29 protein-coding genes and 5 pseudogenes are annotated in these 24,731 nt (G+C 73.0%); 8 read left to right on the top strand and 26 right to left on the bottom strand.

Annotated features, from left to right (window positions below):
- Position 1: 1 nt before the first annotated feature.
- Genes IE277_RS49835 through acsA form a run of 3 tightly spaced genes read right to left on the bottom strand, consistent with a single transcriptional unit; the run spans position 2 to position 2,651 of the window.
- Positions 2–346 carry a thiamine pyrophosphate-dependent enzyme gene (locus tag IE277_RS49835; protein ID WP_373310980.1) on the bottom strand — a complete coding sequence of 115 codons (345 nt, stop codon included), beginning with the start codon at positions 344–346 and terminating at the stop codon, positions 2–4.
- Entirely contained in the window at positions 343–786 is a 444-nt protein-coding gene (locus IE277_RS49840) for a thiamine pyrophosphate-dependent enzyme (RefSeq protein ID WP_373310981.1), read from the bottom strand. Before IE277_RS49840 ends, IE277_RS49835 begins: the two co-directional genes overlap by 4 nt.
- Positions 783–2,651, bottom strand: a complete 1,869-nt coding sequence (gene acsA / locus IE277_RS39420; protein ID WP_229882300.1) for an acetate--CoA ligase — start codon at positions 2,649–2,651, stop codon at positions 783–785. The genes IE277_RS49840 and acsA overlap by 4 nt, the downstream gene beginning before the upstream one ends.
- Positions 2,652–3,375: 724 nt before the next feature.
- Here acsA and IE277_RS39425 point away from each other — a divergent pair.
- The 6 genes and pseudogenes from IE277_RS39425 to IE277_RS39450 all read left to right on the top strand — a co-directional run bounded on the left by IE277_RS39425 (position 3,376) and on the right by IE277_RS39450 (position 9,100).
- Entirely contained in the window at positions 3,376–4,560 is a 1,185-nt protein-coding gene (locus tag IE277_RS39425; RefSeq protein WP_189958550.1) for a 4Fe-4S dicluster domain-containing protein, read from the top strand.
- Complete coding sequence (locus IE277_RS39430; RefSeq protein ID WP_189958551.1) at positions 4,557–5,375, top strand: FAD/NAD(P)-binding protein; 819 nt, start codon at positions 4,557–4,559, stop codon at positions 5,373–5,375. Before IE277_RS39425 ends, IE277_RS39430 begins: the two co-directional genes overlap by 4 nt.
- Position 5,376: 1 nt before the next feature.
- On the top strand, positions 5,377–6,243 hold the full coding sequence (locus tag IE277_RS39435; RefSeq protein ID WP_189958552.1) for an NADH-quinone oxidoreductase subunit B family protein: 867 nt from the start codon (positions 5,377–5,379) through the stop codon (positions 6,241–6,243).
- 26 nt (positions 6,244–6,269) lie between these two features.
- Positions 6,270–7,616 carry a Ni/Fe hydrogenase subunit alpha gene (locus IE277_RS39440; RefSeq protein ID WP_189958553.1) on the top strand — a complete coding sequence of 449 codons (1,347 nt, stop codon included), beginning with the start codon at positions 6,270–6,272 and terminating at the stop codon, positions 7,614–7,616.
- The gene (locus tag IE277_RS39445) at positions 7,613–8,095 is read left to right on the top strand and encodes a hydrogenase maturation protease (RefSeq protein WP_189958554.1); all 483 of its coding nucleotides are present in this window, start codon (positions 7,613–7,615) and stop codon (positions 8,093–8,095) included. The genes IE277_RS39440 and IE277_RS39445 overlap by 4 nt, the downstream gene beginning before the upstream one ends.
- A gap of 124 nt (positions 8,096–8,219) precedes the next feature.
- Positions 8,220–9,100, top strand: a pseudogene (locus tag IE277_RS39450) (universal stress protein).
- A gap of 37 nt (positions 9,101–9,137) precedes the next feature.
- Here IE277_RS39450 and IE277_RS39455 read toward each other — a convergent pair.
- Entirely contained in the window at positions 9,138–9,350 is a 213-nt protein-coding gene (locus IE277_RS39455; RefSeq protein WP_189958555.1) for a hypothetical protein, read from the bottom strand.
- 164 nt (positions 9,351–9,514) lie between these two features.
- Here IE277_RS39455 and IE277_RS39460 point away from each other — a divergent pair, with 164 nt between their 5' ends.
- Positions 9,515–10,141 carry an Rv1733c family protein gene (locus tag IE277_RS39460; RefSeq protein WP_189958556.1) on the top strand — a complete coding sequence of 209 codons (627 nt, stop codon included), beginning with the start codon at positions 9,515–9,517 and terminating at the stop codon, positions 10,139–10,141.
- 19 nt (positions 10,142–10,160) lie between these two features.
- Here the strand turns inward: IE277_RS39460 and IE277_RS50270 are convergent, their stop codons facing one another.
- From IE277_RS50270 to IE277_RS49855, 13 genes and pseudogenes are all read right to left on the bottom strand, one after another.
- Positions 10,161–10,292 (bottom strand): hypothetical protein, encoded by a 132-nt coding sequence (locus IE277_RS50270; protein ID WP_229882310.1) that lies wholly within the window; start codon positions 10,290–10,292, stop codon positions 10,161–10,163.
- Entirely contained in the window at positions 10,243–10,635 is a 393-nt protein-coding gene (locus tag IE277_RS39465; RefSeq protein ID WP_229882301.1) for an NAD-binding protein, read from the bottom strand. Before IE277_RS39465 ends, IE277_RS50270 begins: the two co-directional genes overlap by 50 nt.
- 263 nt (positions 10,636–10,898) lie before the next feature.
- Positions 10,899–10,973: pseudogene (locus IE277_RS48085) on the bottom strand (TrkA family potassium uptake protein); the annotation flags it as partial.
- Positions 10,974–11,136: 163 nt separating this feature from the next.
- Entirely contained in the window at positions 11,137–11,538 is a 402-nt protein-coding gene (locus IE277_RS48090) for a cation transporting ATPase C-terminal domain-containing protein (RefSeq protein WP_229882302.1), read from the bottom strand.
- 112 nt (positions 11,539–11,650) lie between these two features.
- Positions 11,651–11,773: pseudogene (locus IE277_RS49845) on the bottom strand (hypothetical protein); the annotation flags it as partial.
- Between the two features lie 166 nt (positions 11,774–11,939).
- Positions 11,940–12,002 (bottom strand): annotated as a pseudogene (locus IE277_RS49850) (hypothetical protein); the annotation flags it as partial.
- A gap of 210 nt (positions 12,003–12,212) precedes the next feature.
- Positions 12,213–12,470 carry a cation-transporting P-type ATPase gene (locus IE277_RS48100; protein WP_229882303.1) on the bottom strand — a complete coding sequence of 86 codons (258 nt, stop codon included), beginning with the start codon at positions 12,468–12,470 and terminating at the stop codon, positions 12,213–12,215.
- Entirely contained in the window at positions 12,467–12,721 is a 255-nt protein-coding gene (locus IE277_RS48105) for a CBS domain-containing protein (RefSeq protein WP_229882304.1), read from the bottom strand. Before IE277_RS48105 ends, IE277_RS48100 begins: the two co-directional genes overlap by 4 nt.
- A gap of 113 nt (positions 12,722–12,834) precedes the next feature.
- Positions 12,835–12,930, bottom strand: a pseudogene (locus IE277_RS48110) (CBS domain-containing protein); the annotation flags it as partial.
- A gap of 46 nt (positions 12,931–12,976) precedes the next feature.
- Positions 12,977–13,975 carry an Acg family FMN-binding oxidoreductase gene (locus IE277_RS39485; RefSeq protein ID WP_189958557.1) on the bottom strand — a complete coding sequence of 333 codons (999 nt, stop codon included), beginning with the start codon at positions 13,973–13,975 and terminating at the stop codon, positions 12,977–12,979.
- Positions 13,976–14,006: 31 nt separating this feature from the next.
- Positions 14,007–14,885 (bottom strand): universal stress protein, encoded by an 879-nt coding sequence (locus tag IE277_RS39490; protein ID WP_189958558.1) that lies wholly within the window; start codon positions 14,883–14,885, stop codon positions 14,007–14,009.
- A gap of 340 nt (positions 14,886–15,225) precedes the next feature.
- Positions 15,226–16,158, bottom strand: coding sequence for a beta/alpha barrel domain-containing protein (locus IE277_RS39495; RefSeq protein WP_373310982.1), 933 nt, complete (start codon positions 16,156–16,158; stop codon positions 15,226–15,228).
- Entirely contained in the window at positions 16,158–16,340 is a 183-nt protein-coding gene (locus tag IE277_RS49855) for a hypothetical protein (RefSeq protein WP_373310983.1), read from the bottom strand. The genes IE277_RS39495 and IE277_RS49855 overlap by 1 nt, the downstream gene beginning before the upstream one ends.
- Before the next feature lie 173 nt (positions 16,341–16,513).
- Between IE277_RS49855 and IE277_RS39500 the strand changes: the two genes are divergently transcribed.
- Complete coding sequence (locus IE277_RS39500; protein WP_189958559.1) at positions 16,514–16,918, top strand: Hsp20/alpha crystallin family protein; 405 nt, start codon at positions 16,514–16,516, stop codon at positions 16,916–16,918.
- Positions 16,919–16,983: 65 nt separating this feature from the next.
- On the opposite strand, the gene IE277_RS39505 is transcribed toward IE277_RS39500, so the two are convergent.
- Genes IE277_RS39505 through IE277_RS39545 form a run of 9 tightly spaced genes read right to left on the bottom strand, consistent with a single transcriptional unit; the run spans position 16,984 to position 24,656 of the window.
- Positions 16,984–17,604: a V-type ATP synthase subunit D gene (locus IE277_RS39505; protein ID WP_229882305.1), complete on the bottom strand. Its 621-nt coding sequence runs from the start codon at positions 17,602–17,604 to the stop codon at positions 16,984–16,986.
- On the bottom strand, positions 17,601–19,001 hold the full coding sequence (locus IE277_RS39510; RefSeq protein WP_189958560.1) for a V-type ATP synthase subunit B: 1,401 nt from the start codon (positions 18,999–19,001) through the stop codon (positions 17,601–17,603). The genes IE277_RS39505 and IE277_RS39510 overlap by 4 nt, the downstream gene beginning before the upstream one ends.
- Positions 18,998–20,737, bottom strand: a complete 1,740-nt coding sequence (locus IE277_RS39515) for a V-type ATP synthase subunit A (RefSeq protein WP_229882306.1) — start codon at positions 20,735–20,737, stop codon at positions 18,998–19,000. The genes IE277_RS39510 and IE277_RS39515 overlap by 4 nt, the downstream gene beginning before the upstream one ends.
- Positions 20,734–21,243, bottom strand: a complete 510-nt coding sequence (locus IE277_RS39520; RefSeq protein ID WP_189958583.1) for a hypothetical protein — start codon at positions 21,241–21,243, stop codon at positions 20,734–20,736. Before IE277_RS39520 ends, IE277_RS39515 begins: the two co-directional genes overlap by 4 nt.
- A complete protein-coding gene (locus IE277_RS39525) occupies positions 21,240–21,473 on the bottom strand; it encodes a V-type ATP synthase subunit F (protein ID WP_189958561.1) in 234 nt (77 codons plus the stop codon). Before IE277_RS39525 ends, IE277_RS39520 begins: the two co-directional genes overlap by 4 nt.
- Positions 21,470–21,883 (bottom strand): ATP synthase subunit C, encoded by a 414-nt coding sequence (locus IE277_RS39530; protein WP_189958562.1) that lies wholly within the window; start codon positions 21,881–21,883, stop codon positions 21,470–21,472. The genes IE277_RS39525 and IE277_RS39530 overlap by 4 nt, the downstream gene beginning before the upstream one ends.
- Positions 21,884–21,887: 4 nt before the next feature.
- Positions 21,888–23,312, bottom strand: a complete 1,425-nt coding sequence (locus IE277_RS39535; protein WP_189958563.1) for a V-type ATPase 116kDa subunit family protein — start codon at positions 23,310–23,312, stop codon at positions 21,888–21,890.
- Positions 23,299–24,222, bottom strand: a complete 924-nt coding sequence (locus tag IE277_RS39540; protein ID WP_189958564.1) for a hypothetical protein — start codon at positions 24,220–24,222, stop codon at positions 23,299–23,301. Before IE277_RS39540 ends, IE277_RS39535 begins: the two co-directional genes overlap by 14 nt.
- Positions 24,219–24,656, bottom strand: coding sequence for a hypothetical protein (locus tag IE277_RS39545; protein ID WP_229882307.1), 438 nt, complete (start codon positions 24,654–24,656; stop codon positions 24,219–24,221). The genes IE277_RS39540 and IE277_RS39545 overlap by 4 nt, the downstream gene beginning before the upstream one ends.
- Between the last annotated feature and the right edge of the window lie 75 nt (positions 24,657–24,731).

Genomic DNA, 24,731 nt, shown 5'->3' on the forward strand with positions numbered 1-24,731 from the left:
GCTACATGGAGTGGGCGCGGAAGCGGTACGTGCGCATCTCCAGGAAGTGGGGCCCGGTTCCGCCGCGCACCCCTTCGGCCGCTCGCCGGGCCGCGTCCTCGACGGCGAAGACGTCCATGCCGTCGACGGCCCAGGAGACCATGCCGTACCCGGCGGCACGCAGCGCGAGGTCGGTCTGAGCCTGATGCCGGGCCAGGGCCGTGCCCATCGCGTACAGGTTGTTCTCGCAGACTAGCAGCAGGGGCAGTCCCCAGAGTGCGGCGAGGTTGGCGGTCTCGTGGAACTCGCCCTCGGCGAAGGCGCCGTCGCCGAAGAAGCAGCAGGTGACCCGGCGCCGGCCGGTCATGTGGTCGGAGAGGGCGAGGCCGGCCGCGAGGGGGGGAGCCCGCCGCCGACGATCGCGTTGCCGCCGTAGAAGCGGCGCTCGGCGTCGAAGAGGTGCATCGAGCCGCCACGGCCCCGGCTGCAGCCGGTGACCTTGCCGAACATCTCCGCCATGATCGCTTCGGCCGGAACCCCGCGGGCGAGGGCGTGTCCGTGTTCGCGGTACGTCGACACGACCGCGTCGTCGTCCGTGAGCGCCTCGTTCACGCCGACGGCCACGGCTTCCTCGCCGATGTAGAGGTGCATGAAACCGCGGATGCGCGCCGCGCTGTACAGCTCCACGCAGCGTTCCTCGAACCGGCGGACGCGCAGCATCGACTCCAGCAGGGCCAGCCGGTGTGCGGCCTGACGGTCCGGCCGGGCGGCGGCCCGCGGCGTGTGCCGGGTGCGGGTGGTGCTCATGCCGGCTGCTCCGTCCTCTCCCGAGAGGAGGCTTGTCTCTCCCGAGAGGAGGCTTGCGCGGAGGACGCCTCCAAGGTGGAGTCCTCAAGGGTGGAGATGTCGCCCTCGGGCAGGCCGAGTTCACGGGCCCGCAGCAGGCGGCGCATGACCTTGCCGCTGCGGGTGTGCGGCAGGTGCTGGTCGAAGGCGATCTCGCGGGGCGCCACGGCCGGGCCCAGCCGGCGCCTGGCGAAGGCCAGCAGTTCCCGCCGCATCGCCGTGGTCGCGTCGAAGCCCGGGCGCAGCGTGACGAACGCCTTGACGACGTTCCCGGCGACGGGATCGGGCCGGCCGATCACCCCGGACTCGGCGACCGCCGGATGCTCCATCAGGGCGCTCTCGACCTCGAACGGCCCGATCAGGTGTCCCGCCGACTTGATGACGTCGTCGGCGCGTCCGACGAACCAGTACCAGCCGTCCGCGTCGCGCCGCACCACGTCTCCGGTCAGATACCAGCCGTCCGCGAAGGCCGCCGCGGTGCGCGGCTCGTCGTGCAGATAGCCGCGGAACATGGACGGCCAGCCGGGCCGCAGCGCCAACTCGCCCTCCACACCCGGCCTTTCCAGTACGGTGACGTGTCCGGCGACGACCTCGGCCCGGCCGTCCTCACCGCGCCGCAGCACCGCCGCCTGAACACCGGGCAGCGGACGCCCCATCGAACCGGGGCGGATGTCACAGGCGGCGAAGTTGGCGATCATGATGGCGCCGGTCTCGGTCTGCCACCAGTTGTCGTGCACCGGCAACCCGAGCACCTCCCGCCCCCACACCACGGCCTCCGGATTGAGCGGCTCGCCGACCGACGCGAGGAACCGCAGCGCGCTCAGGTCGAACGAGCGGGGCAGGTCGTACGGCCCGTTCCTCGGCGTCGTCCGCATCAGCATGCGCAGGGCCGTCGGCGCCGTGTACCAGACGCTCACCCGCTGCTCGGCGAGGATCTGGTACCAGCGGCGGGCATCGTAGTCGCCCTCGTCCACCACGACCGTCACGCCGTGCATGAGCGGGGCGATGATCCCGTAGGACATGCCGGTGACCCAGCCGGGGTCCGCCGTGCACCAGAACACGTCGTCCGGGTGGAGGTCGAGGGCGTACAGCGCGGTCATGTAGTGGGCGACGGCCGCCTCGTGCACGTGCACTGCGCCCTTGGGGATGCCCGTCGTGCCGCTCGTGAAGTGCAGCAGGGCCATGTCGTGGGGCGAAGTCGGTGGAATGGCGAAGGTGTCGGCGGCGTCGGCCATCAGGGCGGCGAGGGAGACGGTGCCGGGCAGGTCGTCCGCACCCTCGCCGACGATCAGCACATGGCGCAGGGAGGCGAGTCGCCCGCGTTGCCCGGCGACCTTCCTGCGGTACAGCTCCGCCGTGGTGACCAGTACCTGTGCGTCGCCCAGGGTCACCCGCTGGAAGACCGGGTCCGGTCCGAAGGCCGAGAACAGCGGGCACAGGACGCTGGTGTTCTTCAGCGTGCCGAGGACCACGGTGTACAGCTCGGGACAGCGCCCCAGAAGCGTCATCACCCGGTCGCCGTGACCGACACCGAGGCCACGGAGCACGTTGGCGAACCGTGCCGTTGAACGGGCCAGGTCCCCGTAGGTCACAGAGGTGACCGAGTCGTCCCGCCCGACACAGCGCAACGCGACCGCTGTCGCACGGGCCGATGCCGCGTGCCGGTCCACGGCCTCGTGCGCGATGTTCAGTCCTCGCCCGCCGGGCAGCCCCTCCAGCCTGGCCCGCGCCTGCGTCCAGGAGAAGTCCGCGCACTCCCTGTCGTAGTCGCGCAGATTGGGCGCGCCGCGGAGTGGAGTGTCCTTCCGGATGATCTCCCCACGCATGCCGGCCCTCCTTCCTTCGGGCCTTCTTCGACCATCCGCCCGGCCTGCTCCGTGCGCACTGGGTCGAACGGCCCATGTACCTGGCCGGACGGCTCAGGCCCACGGAGGCCGCTTTCCTGAGACGATGACCTGGGCACGCTTTCCGGGAGGTGCCACTCATGGCGTCTCGGCTCCGGCTCACACTGCCGGGCGCGGGCGCGATGGCGTCCCCGCGTTGTGCACCGGCCGGCCTCCTGGTCGTCCGCGGCCGCCATTGTGTCGCGTTCGACGGCGGCCCGGAGGCGGAGCCGTCCGAGGGCCGGCTGGACGCCTGGCTCGTCACCGACGAGCACGCCGAACTCCGCTCCGCCCTGCGGCGTCTCGCCGCCGATTCCGCGGTGGCGTGGGCGGGCACGCTCCCGTGCGCGAGGTCGCGCCGCAGCGGCACGGAACCGGATCGGACGCCTGGTCCACGCGCACATCGGCCGCCCCTGTCTGCGGGCGATGGACGCGTGTCTGACGCCCGAGTACGGGGAGTGGGGCCGGGAGGGTCGCACGTACCTCCTCTCCCCACACCGCCGAGCGCGCTGATCATCGCCGTCTCGGCCAGGCCAAGGGGACCAACGGACCCCGTGCGTGCCCGTATGGCTCTGTCGCTGCTCCGGCGATGCCGGAACGCTGTGGTCGTGGGCCTGAAAAGACGGTGGGGATCTATGTGCCGTCCGTAGCGCTGTGGAGGTCGGTCATGAGTCTCGACGCCGATGGGAACGCCTCCCCGGCCGCCGCGTCCGACGGGCTCGTCATAAGCAGGGGCGGAATGGCCGCGCTGGTGGACGTACTGGTCAGGCGCGGTTTCACCGTGGTCGGGCCCACGGTGCGGGACGGTGCGATCGTGCTCGCGGAGCTGCGGTCGGCCGACGAGTTGCCGTACGGACGGGGCGTGGAGCTGGAGGCCGGGCGGTACCGGCTGCGGGAGCGGTCGGACGGCGCGGCCTTCGCGAACTCGGCGGGCCCCCAGTCGTGGAAGGCCTTCCTGCATCCGTCGCGGGTACGGGAGTGGAGCGCCGACCGAGTGGGCGACGAGGTGGTCTTTACTGCCGACCAGGTCACGCCTCCTCGGTACGCCTTCCTGGGCGTGCGTCCCTGCGATCTGCGGGCCATAGCCGTCCAGGACCGGGTGCTGACCGGTGGGGTGTACCGCGACCCCGTCTACGAGGGGCGGCGCTCCGGCGCACTGCTGATCGTGGTCGAGTGCACGGAGCCCGGTGCCACCTGCTTCTGTGTCTCGATGGGCACCGGACCCGCCGCCTCTCCCGGCTACGACCTGGTGATGACCGAAGTGGTCGATGAGGACGGGCACCACTTCTGGGCCCGAAGCGGCAGTCCGGAGGGCGCCGAGATCCTGGCCGAACTGCCCGGCCACCCGGCCGACCCCGAAACCCAGGAGACGGCACGCGCAGGCGTTGCAGCAGCGGCGGACCGTATGGGACGGACCCTGCCCGAGGCCGATCTGCGGGAGCTGATGGCCGGAACGCTCGACGCGCCCCGCTGGGACGACGTCGCCGGACGGTGCCTGACCTGCGGAAACTGCACCATGGTGTGCCCGACCTGCTTCTGCACCACCACCGAGGACATCACGGACCTCACCGGCGACCACGCGGAACGGTGGCGGCTGTGGGACTCGTGCTTCGACCTGGACTTCTCCCAGCTGCACGGCGGCCCGGTCCGTGCCTCCTCGCGCAGCCGCTACCGGCAGTGGATGACCCACAAGCTGGGCACCTGGTACGACCAGTTCGGCTCGTCCGGCTGCGTGGGCTGCGGACGCTGCATCGTGTGGTGCCCGGTCGGTATCGACATCACCGAGGAAGCCGCCGCTCTGCACGATTGGACGCGGTCCGGGGCACCGGAATCGGCACCGGAGTCACCATGAGCGCCGTGGCGCCCCCGCTGCCGTACCGCGTCGCCGACGCCTGGGACGAGACTGCCGATACCCGCTCGATCGAACTGGTACCGGCCGGGCGGGAGCTCCCGCCCTTCTCGCCGGGTCAGTTCGCGATGATCTACGCTTTCGGGGTCGGTGCGGTGCCCATCTCGGCCAGCGCCCTGCGCGGCCGCCACGGCGGTCTTGTGCACACCGTGCGCGCGGTGGGCGCGGTCTCGACCGCGCTGTGCCGACTGCGCTCGGGTGACACCGCCGGGCTCAGCGGGCCGTACGGCACCGGCTGGGACCTGGAGGCCGCAGTCGGCCACGATGTGCTGGTGATCGCGGGCGGCATCGGACTGGCTCCGTTGCGGCCGGTCGTGCACGCGGTCCTGGACCGGCCCGCCGCGTACGGTCGGCTCGTGATCCTGGTGGGCGCCCGTACCCCCGCCGACCTGGTCTACCGGGACGAGATCGAGAGCTGGCGCGGCCCGGCCCGGGTGGAGGTGACCGTCGACCGCCCCGGCCAGGGCTGGCGCGGTGCGGTGGGCGTGGTCACCACGTTCCTCGACCATCTCGACCTGAGACCCGACCGGACCAGCGCGCTGGTGTGCGGGCCCGAGGTGATGATGCGGCACACGGCACGTGACCTCGTGGCCCGGGGCCTGGTCCCGCACCGCGTCCAGGTGTCCTTGGAACGGAACATGCACTGCGCCACCGGCCACTGCGGCCACTGCCAGCTCGGCCCGCTCCTGCTGTGCCGCGACGGGCCGGTCGTCGGCTACGACCGCGTTGCACAGCTGCTCCTCGTGAGGGAGTTGTGACATGGTCACCCATCTCCGAGCGGCCACCGAGCCCGGACCGGCCACCGACCCACGGCCGACGCTCGCCGTGTGGAAGTTCGCCTCCTGCGACGGCTGCCAGCTGACCTTGCTCGACTGCGAGGATGAACTCCTCGGCCTCACCGAGCGGGTACGTATCGACCACTTCCTGGAGATGACCCCGGCCGAGGGCGCCGACGGGGAGCGCGCGCGGCTGGCCGGCCGGGGGCCGTACGACCTCTCCCTGGTCGAAGGGTCGATCACCACCGCCGAGGACGCCGAGCGGATCCAGCACGTCCGTCGCATCTCCCGGTACCTGGTGACCATCGGAGCCTGTGCCACCGCGGGCGGCATCCAGGCACTGCGCAACTTCACCGACGTCGACGAGTTCCTCGACGCGGTGTACGCCCAGCCGGAGTACATCGGCACGCTGGAGACCTCGACACCGATCTCGGCCCACGTCCCGGTCGACTTCGAACTGCGCGGCTGCCCCATCGACCGCCGCCAGCTCCTCGAAGTCATCACCGCCCACCTGGCCGGACGCAGGCCCCAGATCTCCAGCCACAGCGTCTGCTTCGAGTGCAAGAGACGCGGCACCACCTGCATCACCGTGGCCCACGGCACCCCCTGTCTGGGCCCGGTCACACACGCCGGGTGCGGCGCGATCTGCCCCGCCTTCGGACGTGGGTGCTACGGCTGCTTCGGACCGATGAGCAAGCCCAACCTGCGCTCCATGGTCGCGCAATTGCGCCACGACGGGATGAGCGAGCGCGACATCCAGCGTGTCTTCCGCACCTTCAACGCCGCTTCGCCGGAATATGCCCCCGTACCCGATCTCGCGGCCGAGGGGCAGCACAGCTCCCGGGCCTGACACAGACCCCACCCCGAAAGGCCCGCATGAACCAACGCGGAACTCATGTCCTGCGACTGGACGCGCTGGCCAGGGTGGAAGGCGAAGCGGCTCTCCGCCTGCGCGTCGAGGACGGTTCCGTCACCGAGACGCGTCTGAGCATCTACGAACCTCCCCGCTTCTTCGAGGCCTTCCTGACCGGCCGAGGCCACACCGAACCCCCCGACATCACCGCTCGCATCTGCGGCATCTGCCCGGTCGCCTACCAGATGAGCGCCTGCCAGGCGATCGAGGACGCCTGCGGTGTCACGGTGGACGGTCCTCTCGCGGAGCTGCGCCGCCTGCTGTACTGCGGTGAGTGGATCGAGAGCCACACCCTGCACATCTCTCTGCTGCACGCTCCGGACTTTCTCGGCCACGCGGATGCAGTGGGCCTGGCCCGCGAGCAACGACCCGCCGTGGAACGCGGCCTGAGACTCAAGCAGACCGGCAACGCGATCCTCGAACAACTCGGCGGCCGCCCCATCCACCCGGTCAATGTCCGGGTCGGCGGTTTCTACCGGACGCCGGCCCCGGAGGACCTCCGCCCGCTGGCGGAACGGCTGCGGCAGGCCCGGGAGGACGCGCTGGAGACCGTCCGCTGGGTGGCGGCCTTCGACTTTCCCGACGCCGAGTGCGACCACGACCTGTTCGCGCTGCGTGACCCCGGCCGCTACGCCGTCGACTCCGGAACACCGGCGGTCATGGTCGGCCATGACCAGGGCACGGCGCCGCGCGAGATCCAGCTCGCCGCCTTCGAACAGCACGTCCAGGAAGGGCAGGTGCCGCACTCCACCGCTCTGACGGCCACGCTCGACGGCCGCCGCTACCTGACCGGTCCGCTCGCCCGCTATGCGATCAACGGCCGGTGGCTGCACCCCCTGGCCGCCGAGGCGGCGCGGGACGCCGGGCTGGGGGACCCGCTGACCGGCGCCGTCTGCGACAACCCCTTCCGGAGCATCGTCGTACGCGCCGTGGAAGTGGTGCAGGCCGTCGAGGAGGCCCTGCGGATCATCGACGGCTACGAACCACCTCCCCGGCCGGCCGTCGAGGTCCCGCCGCGCCAGAGCCTCGGCCGCGGGGCCACCGAGGCGCCCCGGGGGCTGCTGTACCACCGCTACGCCCTCACGGAGGACGGCACGCTCACCGAAGCCCGTATCGTCCCGCCCACGGCCCAGAACCAGAAGGCCATCGAAGAGGATGTGCGCAGGGCGGTCCAGGCCCGCCTGGACAGGGACGGACCGGCCGCGGACGACGACGAACTCACCCACCTGTGCGAACGAGCCATTCGCAACCATGATCCCTGCATCTCCTGCGCCGCCCACTTCCTCGACCTGACCGTGGAACACACATGAGCGGCCGGGTCGTGGTGATCGGCGTGGGCAATCCCCTGCGCGGTGACGACGGGGTCGGCCCGGCGGTGGTGGAGGCGTTGCGGGGCCGGGTTCCAAACGACACCGTGTTGGTGGTCAGCGACGGTGAACCTGCGCGCATGCTCGACCTGTGGCGCGGCGCGGACACCGTGGTCGTCGTGGAAGCCCTCCGCACGCCGCAGGCCCGGGCAGGCGAGCTGCACACCTTGACCCCGGCGGAAGCGGCCGGCCACGCACGGGGCACGGCAAGCACCCATGCCTTCGGTCTGGGGCAGTGCCTGGCCCTGGGGGAGGCCCTCGACCAGCTGCCGCCAAGGCTTGTGGTGCACGCTGTGGAGATCGCCGACGTCGCACTCGGCGCCGCGCTGAGCGACGCGGTGCGTACGGCGCTCCCCGAATTGATCGACCGGGCCACCGCCTCCGTACGACAGGCGAACGAACGGCACCACGAGCCGTCGTAGGGGGCCGAAGGTCCTGCGACGCGGGCCGAAGCGCCCTCGCGACTCCGGTCACAGCGGTGCGACGGTGAAGTTCGCCCCCATGTGCCTGCACGATGTGACGGCTCCACGAAAGGCGGTGGGGAACATGACACTCCCTCTGGTGGTGGGCGTCGACGGATCGGACTCATGTCTCCTGGCGGTCGACTGGGCCGTGGACGAAGCCGTACGCCACGGTCTTGCGCTCAGACTGGTCTACGCCTCCCTCTGGGAGCACTACGAGGGCGGCCTGCCCTCAGTAGGCCACGAGCGTCCCTCCGAGCAGGTGCTGGCGGAGCACATCGTGGCCTCCGCGGCCGACCGTGCAGCGCGGCGCAACACCGATGTGAAGGTCACCACCGACATCATCCCCAAGGACGCGGCGGACGCCCTCGTACGCGAGGGCAATCATGCCTTCGCCGTGGTGACGGGGTCCCGTGGCCGTGGTCCGCTCCGCTCCACGGCCTGCTGCTCGGGTCGGTCGGTCTGGCCGTGGCGGCCCGGGCACACTGCCCGGTGATCGTGGTCCGGGGTGATCGGGCGGGCCTGGCGGGTATGCACGAGCGGATCCTGCTCGGCGTGGGCGAAGCCGACACGTGTGCCGAGGCCGTGCGGTTCGCCTTCCGGGAGGCCGAGCTGCGCGGTTGCATCCTGGACGTGGTGCGTGCCTGGCGCAGGCCCGTCTACGACGTGAGCGGTGACCGGTTGTCGGCCGCAGGACCGGCAGAAGAGTACGGAAGGCGAGCCGCCGCGCTCCTCGACGCTCAGCTCGAACCCGTGAGCGCCGCTTACCCGCACGTCCGGACACGCCCGGCGACGGTTGAGGGCCCCGCGGGGAAGATCCTCGTGGACCGGTCGGCGGCCGCGGATCTCGTGATCACCGGAGCACGGCGCAGAACGGGCCACTTCGGGCTCCAGCTCGGCCGGGCCAGCCACACACTGCTGCACCATGCCCAGTCTCCGGTCGCGGTCGTACCGCAGAGGCACTGACGTCACGACCGAGGCATGGGGCCCGCGGGTCTCGCGCTCAGCCGAACAGACTCCGCACCCGGATCGTCTCGACGCGCCGCCACGTGCCGTCGGGCAGCAGCACCCGATCGCCACCCGCACTGCGGGCCTGCGAGCGGATGGAGCCGGCCGTGGGCCGCATGACCCCGCGCCGCGTCTTCCCGGCCCACGGCAACACGGCACCACAGATGGCGCGCTCAGCACGCGAGTCGACTCGGGTGCGCTTGCTCATCGTCCCTCCGTACACAGCATTACTCCTGCCTACTCCTGGGGCACCCGGTCGGGTGGGGCCGAACGGCACTCAAGAGGACCGTGGGGCCCATACCCGGCGGATCTGCGGCGAGGGACGGTGAGAGGGCACACGGAACCGACGACTCCAGAGCGGAGGGCCGTGCCATGCGGACCCCCGATCCCTCCAGTCACCGGCCCGCCTCCGGCCCGCCCGGCAAGCGGGCGCCGCACGGACCCGACGGCCCACCGAGCCCCCTGGAACGGCCGGCGGACCGGCTGGAGGGCAGACTTCGCGTCGTCCTGGCGGCCGTCGCCCTCGTGGTTCTGCCGCTGACGGCGTGGGCCGCCGGGCAGGCGGTGTACAGCCACTACGCACATGCACGGCAGACGATGCCGGCGCGCCTGCATCCCGTCACCGCGCGTCTGGTGACCGACGCACGGTCGGCCGGCGACCGCGCAGGAGCGCAGTCCGGTTTCCACGCGCTGGTGCGCTGGAGCGACCGGGACGGTGGCCATAAGGGCGTCGCGCCGGTGCGGGCCTGGCTCCACCGGGGGGCTGCCACGACCGTGTGGCTGGATGCCCGGGGCGCCATCGCCACGCCGCCCGAGCGCCGGGACTTCGCGGCGACGGCCGGTGCGGCGGTGGCCTTCGCGACCGCGTTCGGCGGCGTTGCCTCCGCCTACGGCCTTTGGTGGGCCGTCGGCAGAAGCATGGACCGCCGCCGTCTCTCCCAGTGGGGCCGCGAGTGGGAACGCGTCGAGCCCGGCTGGGTGACGCGCTACAGCCGCTGACGGCAGTGCGGGGTCCCCGTCACTGGAGGGCCGCGTGGATCTCCTGCTCGGTGGCCTCGTGCCGGACGAGCAGGAGTTCGTCGCCGGGCAGCAGTCGTACCTCAGGACCCGGGACGGTGGGCCGGCCGTCGCGTACGACGGTGGCGACCACGGTGCCGGCAGGCAGGGCGATCTCGCCCAGGGTGTGCCCCGCGGCCCGGGACTGCGGTGATCGCGGTCTCGATGACCTCGACGCCTGCCGCCTCGTTGACGCGCGCGGCCACCCGTCCCACCCCGAACTGTCCTTTCGCGAGCAGGCTGATGACGAGGTTGTCCTCGTCGCGGCCGGTGGCTGCCATGACGAGATAGGAGGTGAGGGCTCCCGCGTCCGCCAGCACATTCGGCTCGAAGGCGTCGCCGGCCAGGAGGCGCACCTGCGGCAGACTCCTGAGCTCGGCCACCCGGTCGTCGTCGGACTCGACGAGGGTGACGTCGTTGCGCGCGGCGGACAGCACCTGGGCGATCTGGGTGCCGAGCCGGCCCGCGCCGGCGATGCGGACCTTCGCGTTCCCAGCTCCTTGTCGAGGAAGCCGCGCAGTCGGCCCAGCGCGGTGGCGGCGGCGAAGGTGACCAGGTCTCCGGGCTCGGCGAGGACACCATGGGCGGGAAGCAGTGGGCGGCCGCCCAGTTCGGGGGTGAGGTGGCGGTACAGCAGCATCTGGTGGATGCGGGCGAGGACGACCGGGACCCGGTACGTCTCCTTGGCGGTCCGTGCGCTGACGATGTTGCTGTTGTCCCCGGAGGCGACCGCGACGAAGGCGTCCGCGTGGGCGATTCCGGCCGCTTCCAGCACGGAGCCGGCTGAAGCCGTTGCCCACGTGGAAGGCGCCGGGAAAGCCCGGAGACATCAGTCGGCGCGCCTTCGGCTGCCGGTCGATGAGGTACGTCGTGGCCCTCGGTGACCAGCCGTGTGGCGGGGGCGGAACCGCCCCGGCCGCAGCCCGCAATGATCACTCTCATGGTGTGCCTCCCTTCGGGGACGTCCTCCGGCGCCGCAGTGCCCGTTTCCGTGTTTCCTCCGCGGCCGGCAGCAGCGCCCCGAACGCGGCCAGGACCGCCCAGTCGGCGGCGGTCAGCGGCGCGGTGTGGAAGACGGCCTGGAGCGGCGGCCCGTCACTGATGGCGGCCATCAGCGCGATACCGACGCAGCCGGCACCGATCAGCCAGGGATTGCTCAGCAGCCCGGCCCGGAAGACGCTCTGCCGGTCGGTTCGCACCGCGAGCGCGTTGAAGAACTGGCGGACGACGATGCCGGCCTGGACGATGGTGATCGCCTCCAGGTGGACGGGACTGCTCCTGGTGAACTCCGCGTAGGGGATGCCGGAGGCGTGGATGTGCCAGAAGAAGGCGGCGCACACGCCGAGGGCCTGGATGCCGCCGAGGAAGAGGATCCGGCCCGTGACGGCCGTCGACCGTCGAGAAGAGCCGCTCCTCGCGGGGCCTCGGCGGGCTGTTCATGACGTCGGGCTCCATCGGCTCCGCACCGAGCGCCAGGGCGGGCAGCACGTCCGGGCCGAGGTCGATCGCGAGGACCTGTAGGGGCGTGATCGGCACCAGCGGGAACCCGGCGAAGGTCGCCGCCAGGATCGGCACGAGTTCGGCGATGTCGTGGCTGGCGAGGCAGACCAGGAACTTGCGGATGTGACGGGATCGCTCTCGCCGGTGAGCGCGGCATTGTTGACGGCGGCTTCCTGGGCCTCGACCAGTCGGCGGGCACCGCGTCCCCGGCTTCCAGAACCACCACAGCGCCCGGTACCAGATCCCCGGCGGGAAGCTCCCGGCGCTCCCCGTCACGCAGCACCCGGCAGGTGTGCGACACCATCGCCTGGAGGGACTGCGCCGTGCGCTCGGCGGAGAACTCCTGGGCGAAACCGATGCCGGCGTTCAGGAGCACCACCCCGAGGACAGCCAGGACCAGCTGGAGGGTGGCGGGATCCCGTGGTCGCCCCAGGGCGTACGCGAGGAAGGTGGTCGCCGAGGCGACGAGCAGCACGACCGCGAAAAGGTCGGTGAACTGCGCGACCAGCCGCCGTCACACCTGGCCGCGGCCCGCACCGGGCAGCAGGTTCGGGCCGTCGCGGGCCTGCCGCGCGGCTGTCTCCGGCGGCGTGAGACCGCGCGGGGAGCTGCCCAGGGCGGCGAAGACGTCGGGCACCGGCAGGGAGGGGAAGGACGACGCGGGGACGCCCGGCCGCTCGGCGGGCGGCTCCGGAGCCGGGGGCGTGACGCAGTTCGGCGGACCGCCCTCGCGCAGAGCCGCCGTGCCCAGCGGTGCCGGTTCAGGACTCACACGGACCCCCCGTCCTGACCCCCCGTCTTCGATGACGGCCCCGGTGGTTCCTGCAGGACGCTGCAGGCGACCGGACCCAGCAGGTCCGCCAGCCGCCGGAAGACGTCGAGGAACAGGTCGTCGATCGTGAGCACGCCCACCACCCGCTCCGCGTCGAGGACCGGCAGCCGGCGGACGCCGGTGCGGCGGAACGTCCGGTAGGCCACCCGGAGGTCGTCGTCGGCCTGGACCGTGACCGCTCTCGCCGACATGACCGCGTCCACCCGTGCCGTCGGGTCCAGGCCGCCGCCGATGCCGCGCAGGGGAGGTCGCGGTCGGTGACGATGCCGTGCAGCGCTCCGTCCTCGACCACGACGACGGACCCGACGGCACTCTCGGCCATCCGCCGGGTCACCTCGGACAACGAGACGTCCGGGGCGACACACACCGGCGGAGAGGACATCACCTCGGAGACCTTCATGCGGCTCCTCCCTTGTTTTCGGATTACGGCCGCGCTCGGGCCCGCGTCAGAGGACGTCGAGCAGGTCGGCGACCGATCGCCGGGGGCTCGCGGGGCCGTCGGGGCCGTAGCCGAGCCGGATCACCATCTGGACATGGGCCATGGCCGAGACGGGATCACGGACGGCCCACCGGAACTCCGGCCACTCCAGGGGCTGGGACGTGACCGAGGCGACCAGCCCGTCCGCGGTGGCCCGGAGCAGGACCCGCTCCAGTGCCTGACCCGCGCGCAGCCAGTCCGCGGGCTGGTCGTGGGCCGTACCCAGCAGGGCGATGTTCGGGTGCTTCTCGAAGGGGGCCCAGCCGCGCCCCGGCACCGCGCGGCCCGCGGCGAAGTCGCGCACCGGGACCGAGGTACCGCGTTGCCGGGGGCCGAAGGCCTCGGCGGGGATGCCGTCGGCCGCCCCGGCCGCCCCGGCGGCGCCGGACGGTCCGGTACACGTCCACCGCGCGGTTTCCGCGCGCATGCCCGGGTCGAGCGCTTCCCTGCCCTCCGCGTCCTGCACCAGGTCCAGGACCGACCGCACATGCCAGGCGCCGGGAAACAGCAGCTGTGCGCCCTCGACGCGGGCCGCCTCGCACAGCCGCTCGCTCACAGGGGCGGGGACCTCCTCGTCGTGGTAGGGCACGCGGCTGCAGTGACGGCGGTGGATCGCGGGCCGCAACCGGGTGAGTGCCGCGTCGGGTGCTCCGGTGCCGCACAGATGCACCTCGGCGAGAAACTCCGGGGAGGCCGGGTCGGGCAGCAGCCGGACGATGGGTGCCAGCCCCGCCGCCGCTGCGGCCACACGCAGGTTGAGCAGAGTGGCGCCGCAGCCGATGTGCGGGCCCCGGTTGTCCGGGTCGGTCCGCGGCAGGGCGCGCTCCAGGTCGGCGTACAGGCGCAGGACGCCGAGGTCCCGCAGGTAACGGAAGGACCAGGGCTGCGCGTTGTGCAGCGAGGGTGCCGCGCCGGCCTCCGCCACGAGCGCGGTGACGGTGTCCACAGCAAGCGGTTCTGCCGACACGGTGGCCCTCCTTGGTGCCGGTCCCCGCGGCTCACCCGCGGGACGGGACGGCGATGACAGGGCAGCGGGCGTGGTGCAGCACACCCTGGCTGACCGAGCCCAGCAGCATGCCGGTGAAACCTCCGCGCCCCCGGGTCCCGACGACCAGGCCCAGCGCATGGGCCGAGGCCCCGGCGAGGACCTGGACGGGATGCCCGACGACCAGTTCATGACGCAGGTCGACCTCGGGGAAGCGGTCGCGCCGGCCCGCCACGATCTCCGAGAGCAGCCGCCGGCCCTCCTGCTGCGGCCCGTGCTCGTCGAAGATCCTCAGCGGGCCGGGCTCCCAGACGAAGAGGGCTCGCAGCTGGGCGCCGTGCAGGGCCGCCTCCTCGAACGCCACGTCGACCGCGGCGGCGGAGTGTTCGCTGCCGTCGACGCCGACCACGAAGTGCGCGGGGTCCTGAGTGATGTGTTCCGGCTCGGGGACGATCACCAGGGGGCAGTGCGTGTGGGCCATGACCGGCAGGGCGACGGACGCGGAGCCGAACACCTCCCGCGTCCGGCTCAGATGCCGCGATCCCACCACGACGGCGGTGGCGTCGCGGCTCTGCTCGCGCAGCACCCACACAGGGTCGCCCTCCGCGAGCAGGGTGTCCACCTCGAGGTGCGGGTGCCGGGACGTGACGAAGGCCGCGGCTTCCTCCAGCACCTGTTTCCCGGCCTTGTGCAGGGCCTCGTTCCACTCCTCCCAGGATGGCGGTACCTCGCGCCTCCGATAGCCCCTGGTCGGAACACCCTCGGCGTGGACCGCACGCAATGGAAGCCGGCGGCGGGCGGCATCGTCGGCGGCCCAGGCCAGCGCCGTACGCCGGGCCGGATCGGGATCGACGCCCACCACGATCGGCCGGCGCTCACCGGGCCCGGACATGGCCGCCTCCAACCGTCAACTCGCCGGGAGCACAGACCGGTTCGGGGCCGGCAGCGAGTGCGGCCCGGTCATTCTCCTGCAACGGTGCGGTAGCGGGCATCGCCTTCGCCTCCTCTCTGCGGTGGCGCGGACGAGCGCCGCCGCTGATTCCATGGAAGGCTCCGCTGCGACCGGCCCGACAGGGGCCATTGGTCCCCACGGCGGCCCCGTCGGCCCCGGCGCGGCACCGGGACCGTCACGACGGGCGGCCCGAGACCGCGGAAAACATAACGGGGGGGGGAGAGAGAACGGCGGCAGGCTGACGCAGCCGGGCTTCGATGCCGGAGCGGCACCCTCGCGGTCATCTGCTCCAGCGCCGGGGACCGGACCTCGGGACCGGCTCGGGGTCCTCGATCAGGCGTGTCGAATCGGGCAGTGCGGCGATGTCCTCGCGGAATCGCTCGCGGGCGTCCTGCCAGTGGTCCGGCGGCCCGGTCCGGCGCCCGTCCCGCATGACGGTGCGCAGCAGCGGCTGCGCGGAGTCCGGCGGGTCCTTCTGCGCCGGAGCGATGGCGTCGGGAAGTCCGGCGCGGCGGAAGACCTGCTTGCGGCCGGGGGCCGTGATTTTCGCCGAGGACAGTTTCCTGACAGGACGGCCGGCGTACTCGACGAGCTTGTACGCGGCGTCCAGATACGGGGCGTCCGCGGCCGGCCCTGCGCTGTCCAGCAGGGCGCGCGCCCGCCGTGCGAGCGCTTCGAGGTCGCCGCTGTCCAGACGGATCGCGCAGCCGGGGCCGAGTCCGAGATCGGTCAGCACCCGGGCGGCGATGCGCACGCCGTCCTCGGTGTCGTAGGTGTCGACGAGGAAGGTCACCGGGCCGGGATGGCTCAGCGCGAAGGCGCGGAAGACCGCCCCCTCGCTCGGAAAGGCCTCGATGTGGGAGTGGGCCATGGTGCCCGAGGCCGGGATGCCCAGGGAGACGGCGGCGACATTGCTCGTGCCCGCGAATCCCATGAGCGCGCCCAGCCGGGCGGCCTGCGGCCCCGCCCGCGGACCGTGCGTGCGGCGCAGCGAGAAGTCCACCATCGGCCGCCCGGCCGCGGCCAGCACGCAGCGTGCCGCCTTGGACGCCACCACCGTCTGATGGCAGAGCTGGTTCAGCAGGTGCGTCTCGACGAGCTGGGCCTGCGACAGTGGCGCGGTCACCTCCAGCAGAGGCTCCCCGGCGAACACCACACGGCCTTCCGGAACCGCCCGCACCTCACCCTCGAAGGAGAGGCCGAGAAGCGGCATCAGGTCCTGCACCGGGCGAGGAAGTCCGGGGCAAGCTCCAAGCTCGCGGTGACCAGGAAGCCCCGGCCGGGCGGGAGGTCGCGCACGAAGAGGCTGAGGGTGGCCGGCGCGTGCATGTCCTCGCGGACGCAGGACAGCGCCATCGTCACTTCGTAGAGAGCGGTGGTGGTGACGTCGGACATGGAGATCGCCGCCGAGTGTGGTGCTTTCCTCGTCACCGGTCTGATCGCCAACGCATAGGGCAAAAGAAGGGACTTCGAGGACCTGGCGATGGGCCGTTCGGCCTCAGCAACGGAGGAGCCGGCGCGCTGCACTGGAGGTGTCGTCAGACGACGACAACCGAGGAGGTATGGCGATGGCCACACTGATACGCAGGCAGAGGTTCCCGTTCCCGGAGATCCCGGACTGGTTCGAGACGTTTCCCAGCAGGCTGACCATGCCTGCGGTCCGTATCGAGGACTACATGCAGGACGACCGCTACGTCATGCGCGCCGAGCTTCCGGGCATGTCCGCCGAGGACATCGACGTCGTGATCGGCGACGGGGTGCTGACGGTGCAGGCCGAACGCACCGAGCGGGAGGTGGCCAAGAGCCACAGCGAGATCCGGTACGGCGAGATGAGCCGCAGCGTGACGCTGCCGCCCGGCGCCGACGAGGACGACGTCAAGGCCGACTACGCCGATGGCATGCTGACCGTCAGCGTGGGTCTGGGCGCCCAGAAGGCGGAGGCCAAGCACGTGGAGATCCACCACGGCAGCTGACGAGGACGCCTCTGATCGGCGGGCCCCGAGCGGGCCCGCCGTCGTCCGCCGGTCTCCCGCCGCGGTCACCGGGCGCCGCGCGCAGCGGCCCAACGGCGCCGGACCGCCTCCTCGTGCTCGCCCTCCTCCAGCGCGAGTTCCACCGCCTGAAGCTCCCCCTGCAGCCGGGGGATCCAGCGCCGGCGCAGGGCACGGACCCGGTGCCGGGTGCGTACGGCCTCGGCGGCGAGCAACTCCGCCGCGGTCTCGTGAGCGGCGTACGTCGCGGCGGCGCGGACCGCCGCGCGGTACGCCGTCTCGGCATGCGCCAGCGCGGTGTTCGGCGGCGTCCGTTCATCGGGTGAGCGGACGGGGTCCGTCCAGGACACGGTCGCAGGATGCCGTACGCCCATCAGCATGGCCCACTCGATGTCGATACGGGCCCGGTCCGCCTGCGCCGCCTCAGCCAGCGCCTCCTCACCGCCCAGCAGGACACCGCGCACCAGCCAGCTGTCCGCCTCGGCGAGCCGCTCCCGCCATACCCGGCCGGCTTCCTCCGCCGTACGGCGTGCCACGCGCTCCCGGTCCGTCAGCAGCCGGAGCTTGCGTTCCAGCAGATCCGCTCCGCGGAGCGCGGTGGCGAGGTTGCGGCGCAGTCTCAGCCGTCCGGCTCGGCCTGCCGGTACTCGGCTTCCGCGGCCGGTCACGGTGCTTCACCCGGCTTCTGCGCGCCGGCCTGGCGGGCGTCGAGCAGGTCGGCCGGGAGCATGCCCAGCTGACTGCGCGGCAGCGTCAGCAGCACGTCCCAGGCCCGGTCCAAGGAGTCGTCCAGCGGGCGGTTCTCGTCCGTGGCCTGGGTGAGGAACCGCTGCCGGAAGGCGTCCTCCAGGTCGAGATGGCGCAGGTCGGTCGGGCTGAGGGCCGACCGGCCGATCAGGTCCGCCAGCTCCCGTACCTGACGGGACCGGGCGAGTGCGGCGATCAGCTGCGCGGCGACGTCCGGATGATCGGCCCGGGTCCGGCCCGCCCCGGCCCCCTTGCGCATCAGGCGCGACAGTGAGGCCAGCGGGTCGATGGGCGGATACGTGCCGACTGCGTACACCTCGGCGGACAGCACGATCTGACCCTCTGTGATGTAGCCGGTGAGATCGGGGACGGGGTGGGTGATGTCGCCCGCCGGCATGGTGAGGACCGGAAGGACGGTCACCGAACCCGGCCGGCCCCTGATTCTGCCGCACCGCTCGTAGAGGGACGCGAGGTCGCTGTACAGGTAGCCGGGGTAGGCACGACGGGCGGGGATTTCGCCGCGCGCTGCGGACACCTCGCGCAGTGCCTCGGAGTAGGCCGTCATGTCCGTCATCACCACGAGGACGTGCCGGCCCTCCGTGAACGCCAGGTCCTCGGCGACCGTCAGGGCGATACGCGGGGTGAGCAGCCGCTCGATGACCGGGTCGTCGGCCGTGTTGAGCAGCAGGACCAGTTCCCGTGCCGCCGAGCGCTCCGCGAGTCCCGCACGGACGAACGATGCGTCGGCGTGGGTGAGTCCCATGCCGGCGAAGACGACGGCGAACGCCTCGCCTCCGCAGGTCGCCTGGGCCGCGATCTGTACCGCCAGTTCCAGGTGCGGCAACCCGGCCGCGGAGAACACCGGCAGCTTCTGGCCGCGCACCAGGGTGGTCAGCACGTCCACGGCGGACACGCCGGTCAGCACCGGCTCGTTCGGCGGTTCCCGGCGCACCGGGTTGATCGGCGCGCCGGCCACCGCCGTATCCGTCGCGCCCAGTACCGGCGGCCCGCCGTCGGCCGGTTCGCCCCGCCCGTTGCACACCCGGCCCAGCCAGCCGGCGCCCACCGGGATCCGCAGCGGCGTGCCCGAGAAGGCGATGCGGGTGCCGGTGCGGTCCATGCCGGCGGTGTCCTCCAGGACCTGCACCACGGCGAGGTCCCGGTCCACCTCCAGGACCAGCCCGTGGCGTCGTTCACCCGAGTCGAGGGCGATCGTGGCGAACTCGTCCCAGCCGACCCCGCACACGCCTTCCACGACGACGAGCGGGCCGCGCAGTTCCCGCACCCCCGTGTACTCGACGTCCGCGAACCCGCTCATGCCGTCGCCGCCTCCGCCAGTCGTCCCAGCACGGTGTCGCGGGCCGCCGTCACCGGAGCGGTCTCGGCCGGGCCGGCGCTCTCGCGGGCCCGCAGCAGCGGGGTGAAGTCGACGGCCTCGACGGCGTCCGCTCCCGTACCGGATTCCACCAGGTCCAGGCAGCGGTCGATCACCGTCAGGGCCGCCTCCAGGAGCACCGCCGTCTTCGCGGGAGCGCTGTAGGCGTCCTTCGGCGACAGGGCGCTCTGCTGGATCACGGCCTCGCGCAGCAGCCGCCCGGCGAGGACGCTGATCCGCTCGCGCGGCGGCAGGGCGGTGATGCCGACCAGCTCGACCAGATCGGCCAGCCGGTCGGCCTCGGCCAGCAGCCGCGCCACGCGTCCCCGTCTGCCCGCCCAGTCCGGGTCACCGGAGCGCGCGTGAGCGGTGGCCAGCACGCCGGCGTCCCGGGAGAAGGAGTCCGCCCAGGAGACGGCCGGGTAGTGGCGTGCGTAGGCGAGGTCGCGGTCCAGGCTCCACAGGCATCGCACGAACCGTTCGGTGTGCGCGGTGACCGGCTCGGTGCGGTCTCCGCCCGGTGGGGACACGGCACCGATCACGGTCACGGACCCGGTCGCACCGCCCAGGGTGCGCACCGCCGCTGCCCGCTCGTAGAACGCGGCCAGTTGGGAGGCGAGCCCCGCCGGATAGCCCTCCTCAGCGGGGAGTTCGCCCATGCGGGAGGCGAACTCGCGCAGTGCCTCCGCCCACCGGGAGGTCGAGTCGGCGATGACGACGACGTCGAGGCCCATGTCACGGAAGTACTCGGCGACGGTCGCCCCCGTGTGCACGCTCGCCTCGCGGGCCATCATGGGCATGTTGGAGGTGTTCGCGATCGTCACCGTGCGCTCCGACAGTCGCCCGCCGGTGCGCGGGTCGACCAGTTCCGCCAACTCCTCGATGACGTCCGCCATTTCGTTGCCCCGCTCGCCGCAGCCGACGTACACGATCACGTCGGCGTCGCACCACTTCGCGATCTGCTGCAGCAGCATGGTCTTGCCGGTGCCGAAGCCGCCGGGAACGGCGACCGTGCTGCCGCGGGCCACCGGGAAGAGCAGGTCGACAGCTCGCTGCCCGGTGTGCAGCGGCAGGTCGGCGGGCAGCCGCTCGGCGACTGGACGCGGCTTGCGCACCGGCCAGCTCTGGGTCATGCACACCTCGTGCCCGTCCACTACGGCGAGCACCGCGTCAGCGGGGTACCCACCCGCCGCCGAGACGGCGGTCACGACGCCGGAACGGCCGGGCGGCACGAGCAGCCGCAGGGGCACCGTCGCCGCGATCTCGCCGAGAACGTCACCGGCGGTCATCCGCGTCCCCTCGGCCACGCGAGGTGTGAACGGCCAGGTGCGCACGTCCGGCGCGCGGTCCGGGCCGCCGGTCAGGAGCAGGTCACCGGCGCCCGACAGGGGGCGCAGCAGGCCGTCGAAGACGCTTCCGAGCAGTGCGGGCCCCAACAGCACCGACAACGGCCGGCCCTGCGGTTCGACGGGGTGCCCCGGCGCCAGACCGCCCGTGTACGCGTAGGCCTGGACGGTGGCCGTATCGCCGTGGACGGCCACCACTTCGCCCGGCAGCCGATCGGCTCCGAGCAGTACGAGGTCGTGCATGGCCACGGCGGCAGGACACTCCATCTCCACCAACGGCCCGGCGACCCGCAGGACCTGCGGGAACGCGGCGGGGGCCCCGGGGAGAGTCACGGCCGCTCCCAGAGGCTCTCGATCCGCACGCCCATCCGAGCCAGGGCGCGGTCGGCGAGGGTGTCCGCGGACAGGTCGAGTCGGCGCCCGGGCGCCTCGGCGGTCACTCCGCCGCCCTGTACGGCCGTGATGCGCGCGTCCGCGCCGAGCAGGGCGCGAGCCGTCTCCGCGAAACGGGCGGACGGGAGCGCACCGTCGACCAGCGCCTGCCGCACACCGCAGCGCGTCTTGACCCGTAGATCGGCGAAGACCTCGGCACGGGCGGCGAGTTCCCGGGCCCAGGCGTCCGCGGCCGCGCGCACCCGTTCCCGGGTGGCAGCTGCGCGTCCGTCCGCCGCGCCGAGGTCCCGGGCCTGCGCGAGCACCTTCTCCGCGGTGCCGCGCGCGAGGCGCACGGTCTCGTCCGCGTCGGCCCGCGCCCGGCCCAGGACGGCCTCGGCCTCGGCCCGGGCCGCGCGCAGCAGTTCGGCGCGTACGGGGTCCAGGGCGTCGGCCGGTGCCGTCATCGGGGCATCACCACCGTCAGCGGCCGTGGCGAGTCCGGCTCCGTCACGGTGGCACCCAGCGATTCGGCGGCCGACGCCGTCAGGATCACCAGGGTTACGGTGCCGGGAAGGTCCTGCCAGGCCCGGCGCACGGCGTCCGGATCCTCCGCGACCAGTACGTCGACCCCGGCCAGAGCCAGCCCGCTCACGCTCGTCCGCGCGCCGATGGCGGCCACGGTGCCCACCGTCATGCCTTCCCGATCAGCAGGATCGCGACCACCAGCCCGTACACGGCGATTCCCTCGGCCAGGCCGACGATCACCATGGCCCGGCCGAACATCTCCGGGCGTTCGCTCAGCGCGGCGAGCGCGGCGGCTCCCGTGTAGGCGACCGCGATGGCGGCGCCGATCGAGGATCCGGCCACCGCGATGGCCGCCCCGATCAGGGCGGATCCATTGACGCTGCCCGAGGCCGCGGTCTGGGCCGAGGCCTGTGCGGGGCCGGCGAGGGCCGTGGCCAGGACGACGCTCGCGCCCGCCAGCAGGGCGAGGTTCGTCGCCAGCAGCCAGCGGAACGCGTGTCGGGTCCGGCGCCGCCGCAGCATCCGTACGGCACCGAGCACCGCCACGAGGACCGGCAGGACGATCAGCCAGGTGAGCATGGGATCACCTTCGTAGGAGCGCGTCGGCAGGTTCCGCCGGCGGAACGTGCCAGGGACGGAACGGACGGCCTTCCGTCTCGAAAAGCCGTGAGAAGAGTTCGTAGAACTCCAGTCGCAGGGCCTGCACGCCGGCCACCAGGGCCTCCAGGCCGAAGGAGAGGGTCGTCCCCACGGTGAACAGCAGCACGGCGCCGGCCACCCCGGCGGCCCCACGCCCGGACAGGCCCGTGGTGCCGCGCCACACCAGGTCGGCGAGGGCCGCGTGGGTGAGACCGAAGGCCGCGAGCCGGGCGAAGGAGAGGGTGTTGGTGCTCGTGCGCACGACGACGTCGAAGATCCCTACGGCCGTCTCGGCCAGGCCCGCGCCGCCGCCCGCGGTGGCCTGGAACAGGCCGGACGCCGCCAGTGCCAGCCCGGCGACCGCGCCGGCGGCCCCGCCCGCGGCAGCGGCCGGCACGTGCCGCACGAGGCCTGCTGCGGCGAGCGCGAGCCCCAGGTAGAACAGCAGCCCGGCGAAGCCGGACGCCGCGTACAGCGCCGACACCCAACCGCCCTCCCGCACCCGGTTGACCGCGCCCGCGGCATGCGCGAGGGCCAGCAGCCCGGCCCCGAAGAGCACTGCGGCGGCGAGCAGCCGGGCGGGGGTCTCCAACGGGGCCAGCCAGAGCACCGGCAGCAGGCCCGTCGGCCCGAAGAACTCCCCGTAGGCCGCGCCTGCGATCATCGAGGCCAGCCCGGCGCCCGCGAGGAACGGCCATAGCCGGCGCAGCCGGGCGAGCCGCCGAGGCCGGCCGAGGCGCAGCATCAGCGCGCCGAGCAGGAGCAGTGCCCCGTGGCCGACGTCACCGAACATGATCCCGAACATCGTGACCCAGGCGAGGCCGGCCGGCCACGACGGGTCGAGGTCCGCGTACGCCGGCGTGCCGTACGTCGTCACCAGCGGCGTGAACGACACCGGCCCGGACGGCCGGAGCAGCGTCGGGGGATCGGTGCCGCGCGGGGACCGCAGCGGCACCAGGGAGCCGCCCGCCGCTGCCAGCCGCGCCGCGACGCGCGGCACCTCGGCAGCCGGGCACCACCCGGCGAGCGCCGCCACGTCCCCGCGCCGTACGGCGCCCTCCGCACGCTCCTCCAGCTGGGCCTCGCCGGCCAACAGGCCGACATCCCGCAGCTCTTCCAGCTGGTCCAGATCCGGGGCGGCCACCGCCAGGAAGGTCGTACCACCCCCCTCCGACCCGGCAGGTTCGCCATGTCCCCGCAGTCGGCGCAGCCGCAGCCCCGCAGGCCCGGGAACCGCCCCCTCCACGCGGTCCAGCTCCATACACCCCGCTTCGGCGATCCGCACGAGCGCGTCCCGCAGCCCCGCCTGCGGCACGACCACCGCCACCCGGCGCATCCGGACCGGTGTCAACCCCTCAGTCCAGGGCATCGAACACCTCCCCGAGCCGTCCGCCCCGGGCCGCCGACTCCAGGGCCGCCCGCACCCGCCAGGCGTCCACGGACAGCACCGCGACCGCGCCGACGACCACACGGGGTCCGTACCGGCCGGCCCGCAGCATGGCGGTGCCGTCGTCCAGGACCCTGCGCCACCAGCGAGCCTCGGCCCGCCACAGCTCGTCCGGCTCCGCGACGTCCGCCAGCAGCGACCGGGCGGGCGTCGGCAGGCTGGTGCGGAACTCCTCGTACGAGGGCGCAGCCGGCGCACGCGTCCCGAGGAGCCGGGCCGCATCGTGCCGCACCGGCTCCGGCAGGGAGCGGCCATGCACGTACAGTTCACGCGCCGTCAGCAGTGCCGCACGTCCGACGGCCCAGTTCTGTGCCTGCGGTACGGCGACGGCGGTGCGCCGCGCGGCGGCCATCCGCATGCCGGTGACCAGGGCCCAGGGCGTGTCGCCGCCCGGATCGCCCCACGGGGAGGCGGCGAGCGCGGCGCGCAGATCAGCGGGGTTCCCGGCCTCAGCCAGGCGCCGCCAGGCCGTCTCCAGTGCCCCGAGCCGGTACGGTTCGAGGGCGTACGGCGTGTCCGGAGCGGACAGCCGGGCGGCCACGTTGGCCACCTCGAACCCCGAGACCAGCGGAACGAGCAGACGGGCCCCGCCCGGCGGCAGCCAGCCCGCCAGCACCCTCACATGCCACAGCAGCGTCGCGGACACGGCCCGCTGGGTCTCGGGCAGTCCGGCCGTGGCCCGCGTGTACTTCGCGTACGGTGTGCCGGCCAGCGCTTGCAGCGCCTCGCCGAGGGTCGCGCAGGACGCGAACTCCCGCGCTCCGGCGGCACCGGGGTACCGGTCGACCAGGGTCCGGGCCCGGACCGCCCCGCCCACCCATCCGGCGCTCATGGAGCCGCGCCCGCCCCGGTCGCCAGGCGCAGTGCGTCGGCCACCGCCCGGTCCACCAGAGCGGGCATGCGCTCGCGTGCCCGCTCCTGTACCTCTGCGGCGGCCCGGTCACCGGCGGCGCGGACGGCGTCCGCCTCCCGGAGTGCGTCCCGCAGGACGGGTGCCGCGGCCTGGCGTCGTAGCTCCGGAGCCCGCTCCCGGGCCGCCGCCACGATGCCCTCCGCCTCCCGTGCCGCGTCCCGCCGGAGCCTCCCGGCAGCCTCGTCCGCCGCCGCACGGATCCGGGCGGCCTCCTGCTGAACGGCCGTCAGCTGGTCGAGGGCGGGTTCCAGTTCGGCGGCGCGCTCCGCCATCCGGTCGGCGGGTACGCCGGTGGCGGCCGCGCCCGGTGTACCGGTCGGACGGAACCGCTCCAGGAAGTCCCGCAGGCTCATCGGCCAGCCTCCTGATGGTCGGCTCTCGGCTGCTCCTTCAGTGTCACCGTCCCCGTCCCGGCCCGCACTGGGTAG

It is taken from the genome of Streptomyces alanosinicus (genome assembly GCF_014650595.1).
GTDB classification, from domain to species: domain Bacteria; phylum Actinomycetota; class Actinomycetes; order Streptomycetales; family Streptomycetaceae; genus Streptomyces; species Streptomyces alanosinicus.

Coding starts and splice junctions, on each gene's coding strand:
- IE277_RS49835 (WP_373310980.1), bottom strand. CDS start 346: ATGACCGGCCGGCGCCGGGTCACCTGCTGCTTCTTCGGCGACGGCGCC.
- IE277_RS49840 (WP_373310981.1), bottom strand. CDS start 786: ATGAGCACCACCCGCACCCGGCACACGCCGCGGGCCGCCGCCCGGCCG.
- acsA (WP_229882300.1), bottom strand. CDS start 2,651: ATGCGTGGGGAGATCATCCGGAAGGACACTCCACTCCGCGGCGCGCCC.
- IE277_RS39425 (WP_189958550.1), top strand. CDS start 3,376: ATGAGTCTCGACGCCGATGGGAACGCCTCCCCGGCCGCCGCGTCCGAC.
- IE277_RS39430 (WP_189958551.1), top strand. CDS start 4,557: ATGAGCGCCGTGGCGCCCCCGCTGCCGTACCGCGTCGCCGACGCCTGG.
- IE277_RS39435 (WP_189958552.1), top strand. CDS start 5,377: ATGGTCACCCATCTCCGAGCGGCCACCGAGCCCGGACCGGCCACCGAC.
- IE277_RS39440 (WP_189958553.1), top strand. CDS start 6,270: ATGAACCAACGCGGAACTCATGTCCTGCGACTGGACGCGCTGGCCAGG.
- IE277_RS39445 (WP_189958554.1), top strand. CDS start 7,613: ATGAGCGGCCGGGTCGTGGTGATCGGCGTGGGCAATCCCCTGCGCGGT.
- IE277_RS39455 (WP_189958555.1), bottom strand. CDS start 9,350: ATGAGCAAGCGCACCCGAGTCGACTCGCGTGCTGAGCGCGCCATCTGT.
- IE277_RS39460 (WP_189958556.1), top strand. CDS start 9,515: ATGCGGACCCCCGATCCCTCCAGTCACCGGCCCGCCTCCGGCCCGCCC.
- IE277_RS48105 (WP_229882304.1), bottom strand. CDS start 12,721: ATGTCGGCGAGAGCGGTCACGGTCCAGGCCGACGACGACCTCCGGGTG.
- IE277_RS39490 (WP_189958558.1), bottom strand. CDS start 14,885: ATGTCCGGGCCCGGTGAGCGCCGGCCGATCGTGGTGGGCGTCGATCCC.
- IE277_RS39495 (WP_373310982.1), bottom strand. CDS start 16,158: ATGCCGCTTCTCGGCCTCTCCTTCGAGGGTGAGGTGCGGGCGGTTCCG.
- IE277_RS49855 (WP_373310983.1), bottom strand. CDS start 16,340: ATGTCCGACGTCACCACCACCGCTCTCTACGAAGTGACGATGGCGCTG.
- IE277_RS39500 (WP_189958559.1), top strand. CDS start 16,514: ATGGCCACACTGATACGCAGGCAGAGGTTCCCGTTCCCGGAGATCCCG.
- IE277_RS39510 (WP_189958560.1), bottom strand. CDS start 19,001: ATGAGCGGGTTCGCGGACGTCGAGTACACGGGGGTGCGGGAACTGCGC.
- IE277_RS39520 (WP_189958583.1), bottom strand. CDS start 21,243: ATGACGGCACCGGCCGACGCCCTGGACCCCGTACGCGCCGAACTGCTG.
- IE277_RS39525 (WP_189958561.1), bottom strand. CDS start 21,473: ATGACGGTGGGCACCGTGGCCGCCATCGGCGCGCGGACGAGCGTGAGC.
- IE277_RS39530 (WP_189958562.1), bottom strand. CDS start 21,883: ATGCTCACCTGGCTGATCGTCCTGCCGGTCCTCGTGGCGGTGCTCGGT.
- IE277_RS39535 (WP_189958563.1), bottom strand. CDS start 23,312: ATGCCCTGGACTGAGGGGTTGACACCGGTCCGGATGCGCCGGGTGGCG.
- IE277_RS39540 (WP_189958564.1), bottom strand. CDS start 24,222: ATGAGCGCCGGATGGGTGGGCGGGGCGGTCCGGGCCCGGACCCTGGTC.
- IE277_RS39545 (WP_229882307.1), bottom strand. CDS start 24,656: ATGAGCCTGCGGGACTTCCTGGAGCGGTTCCGTCCGACCGGTACACCG.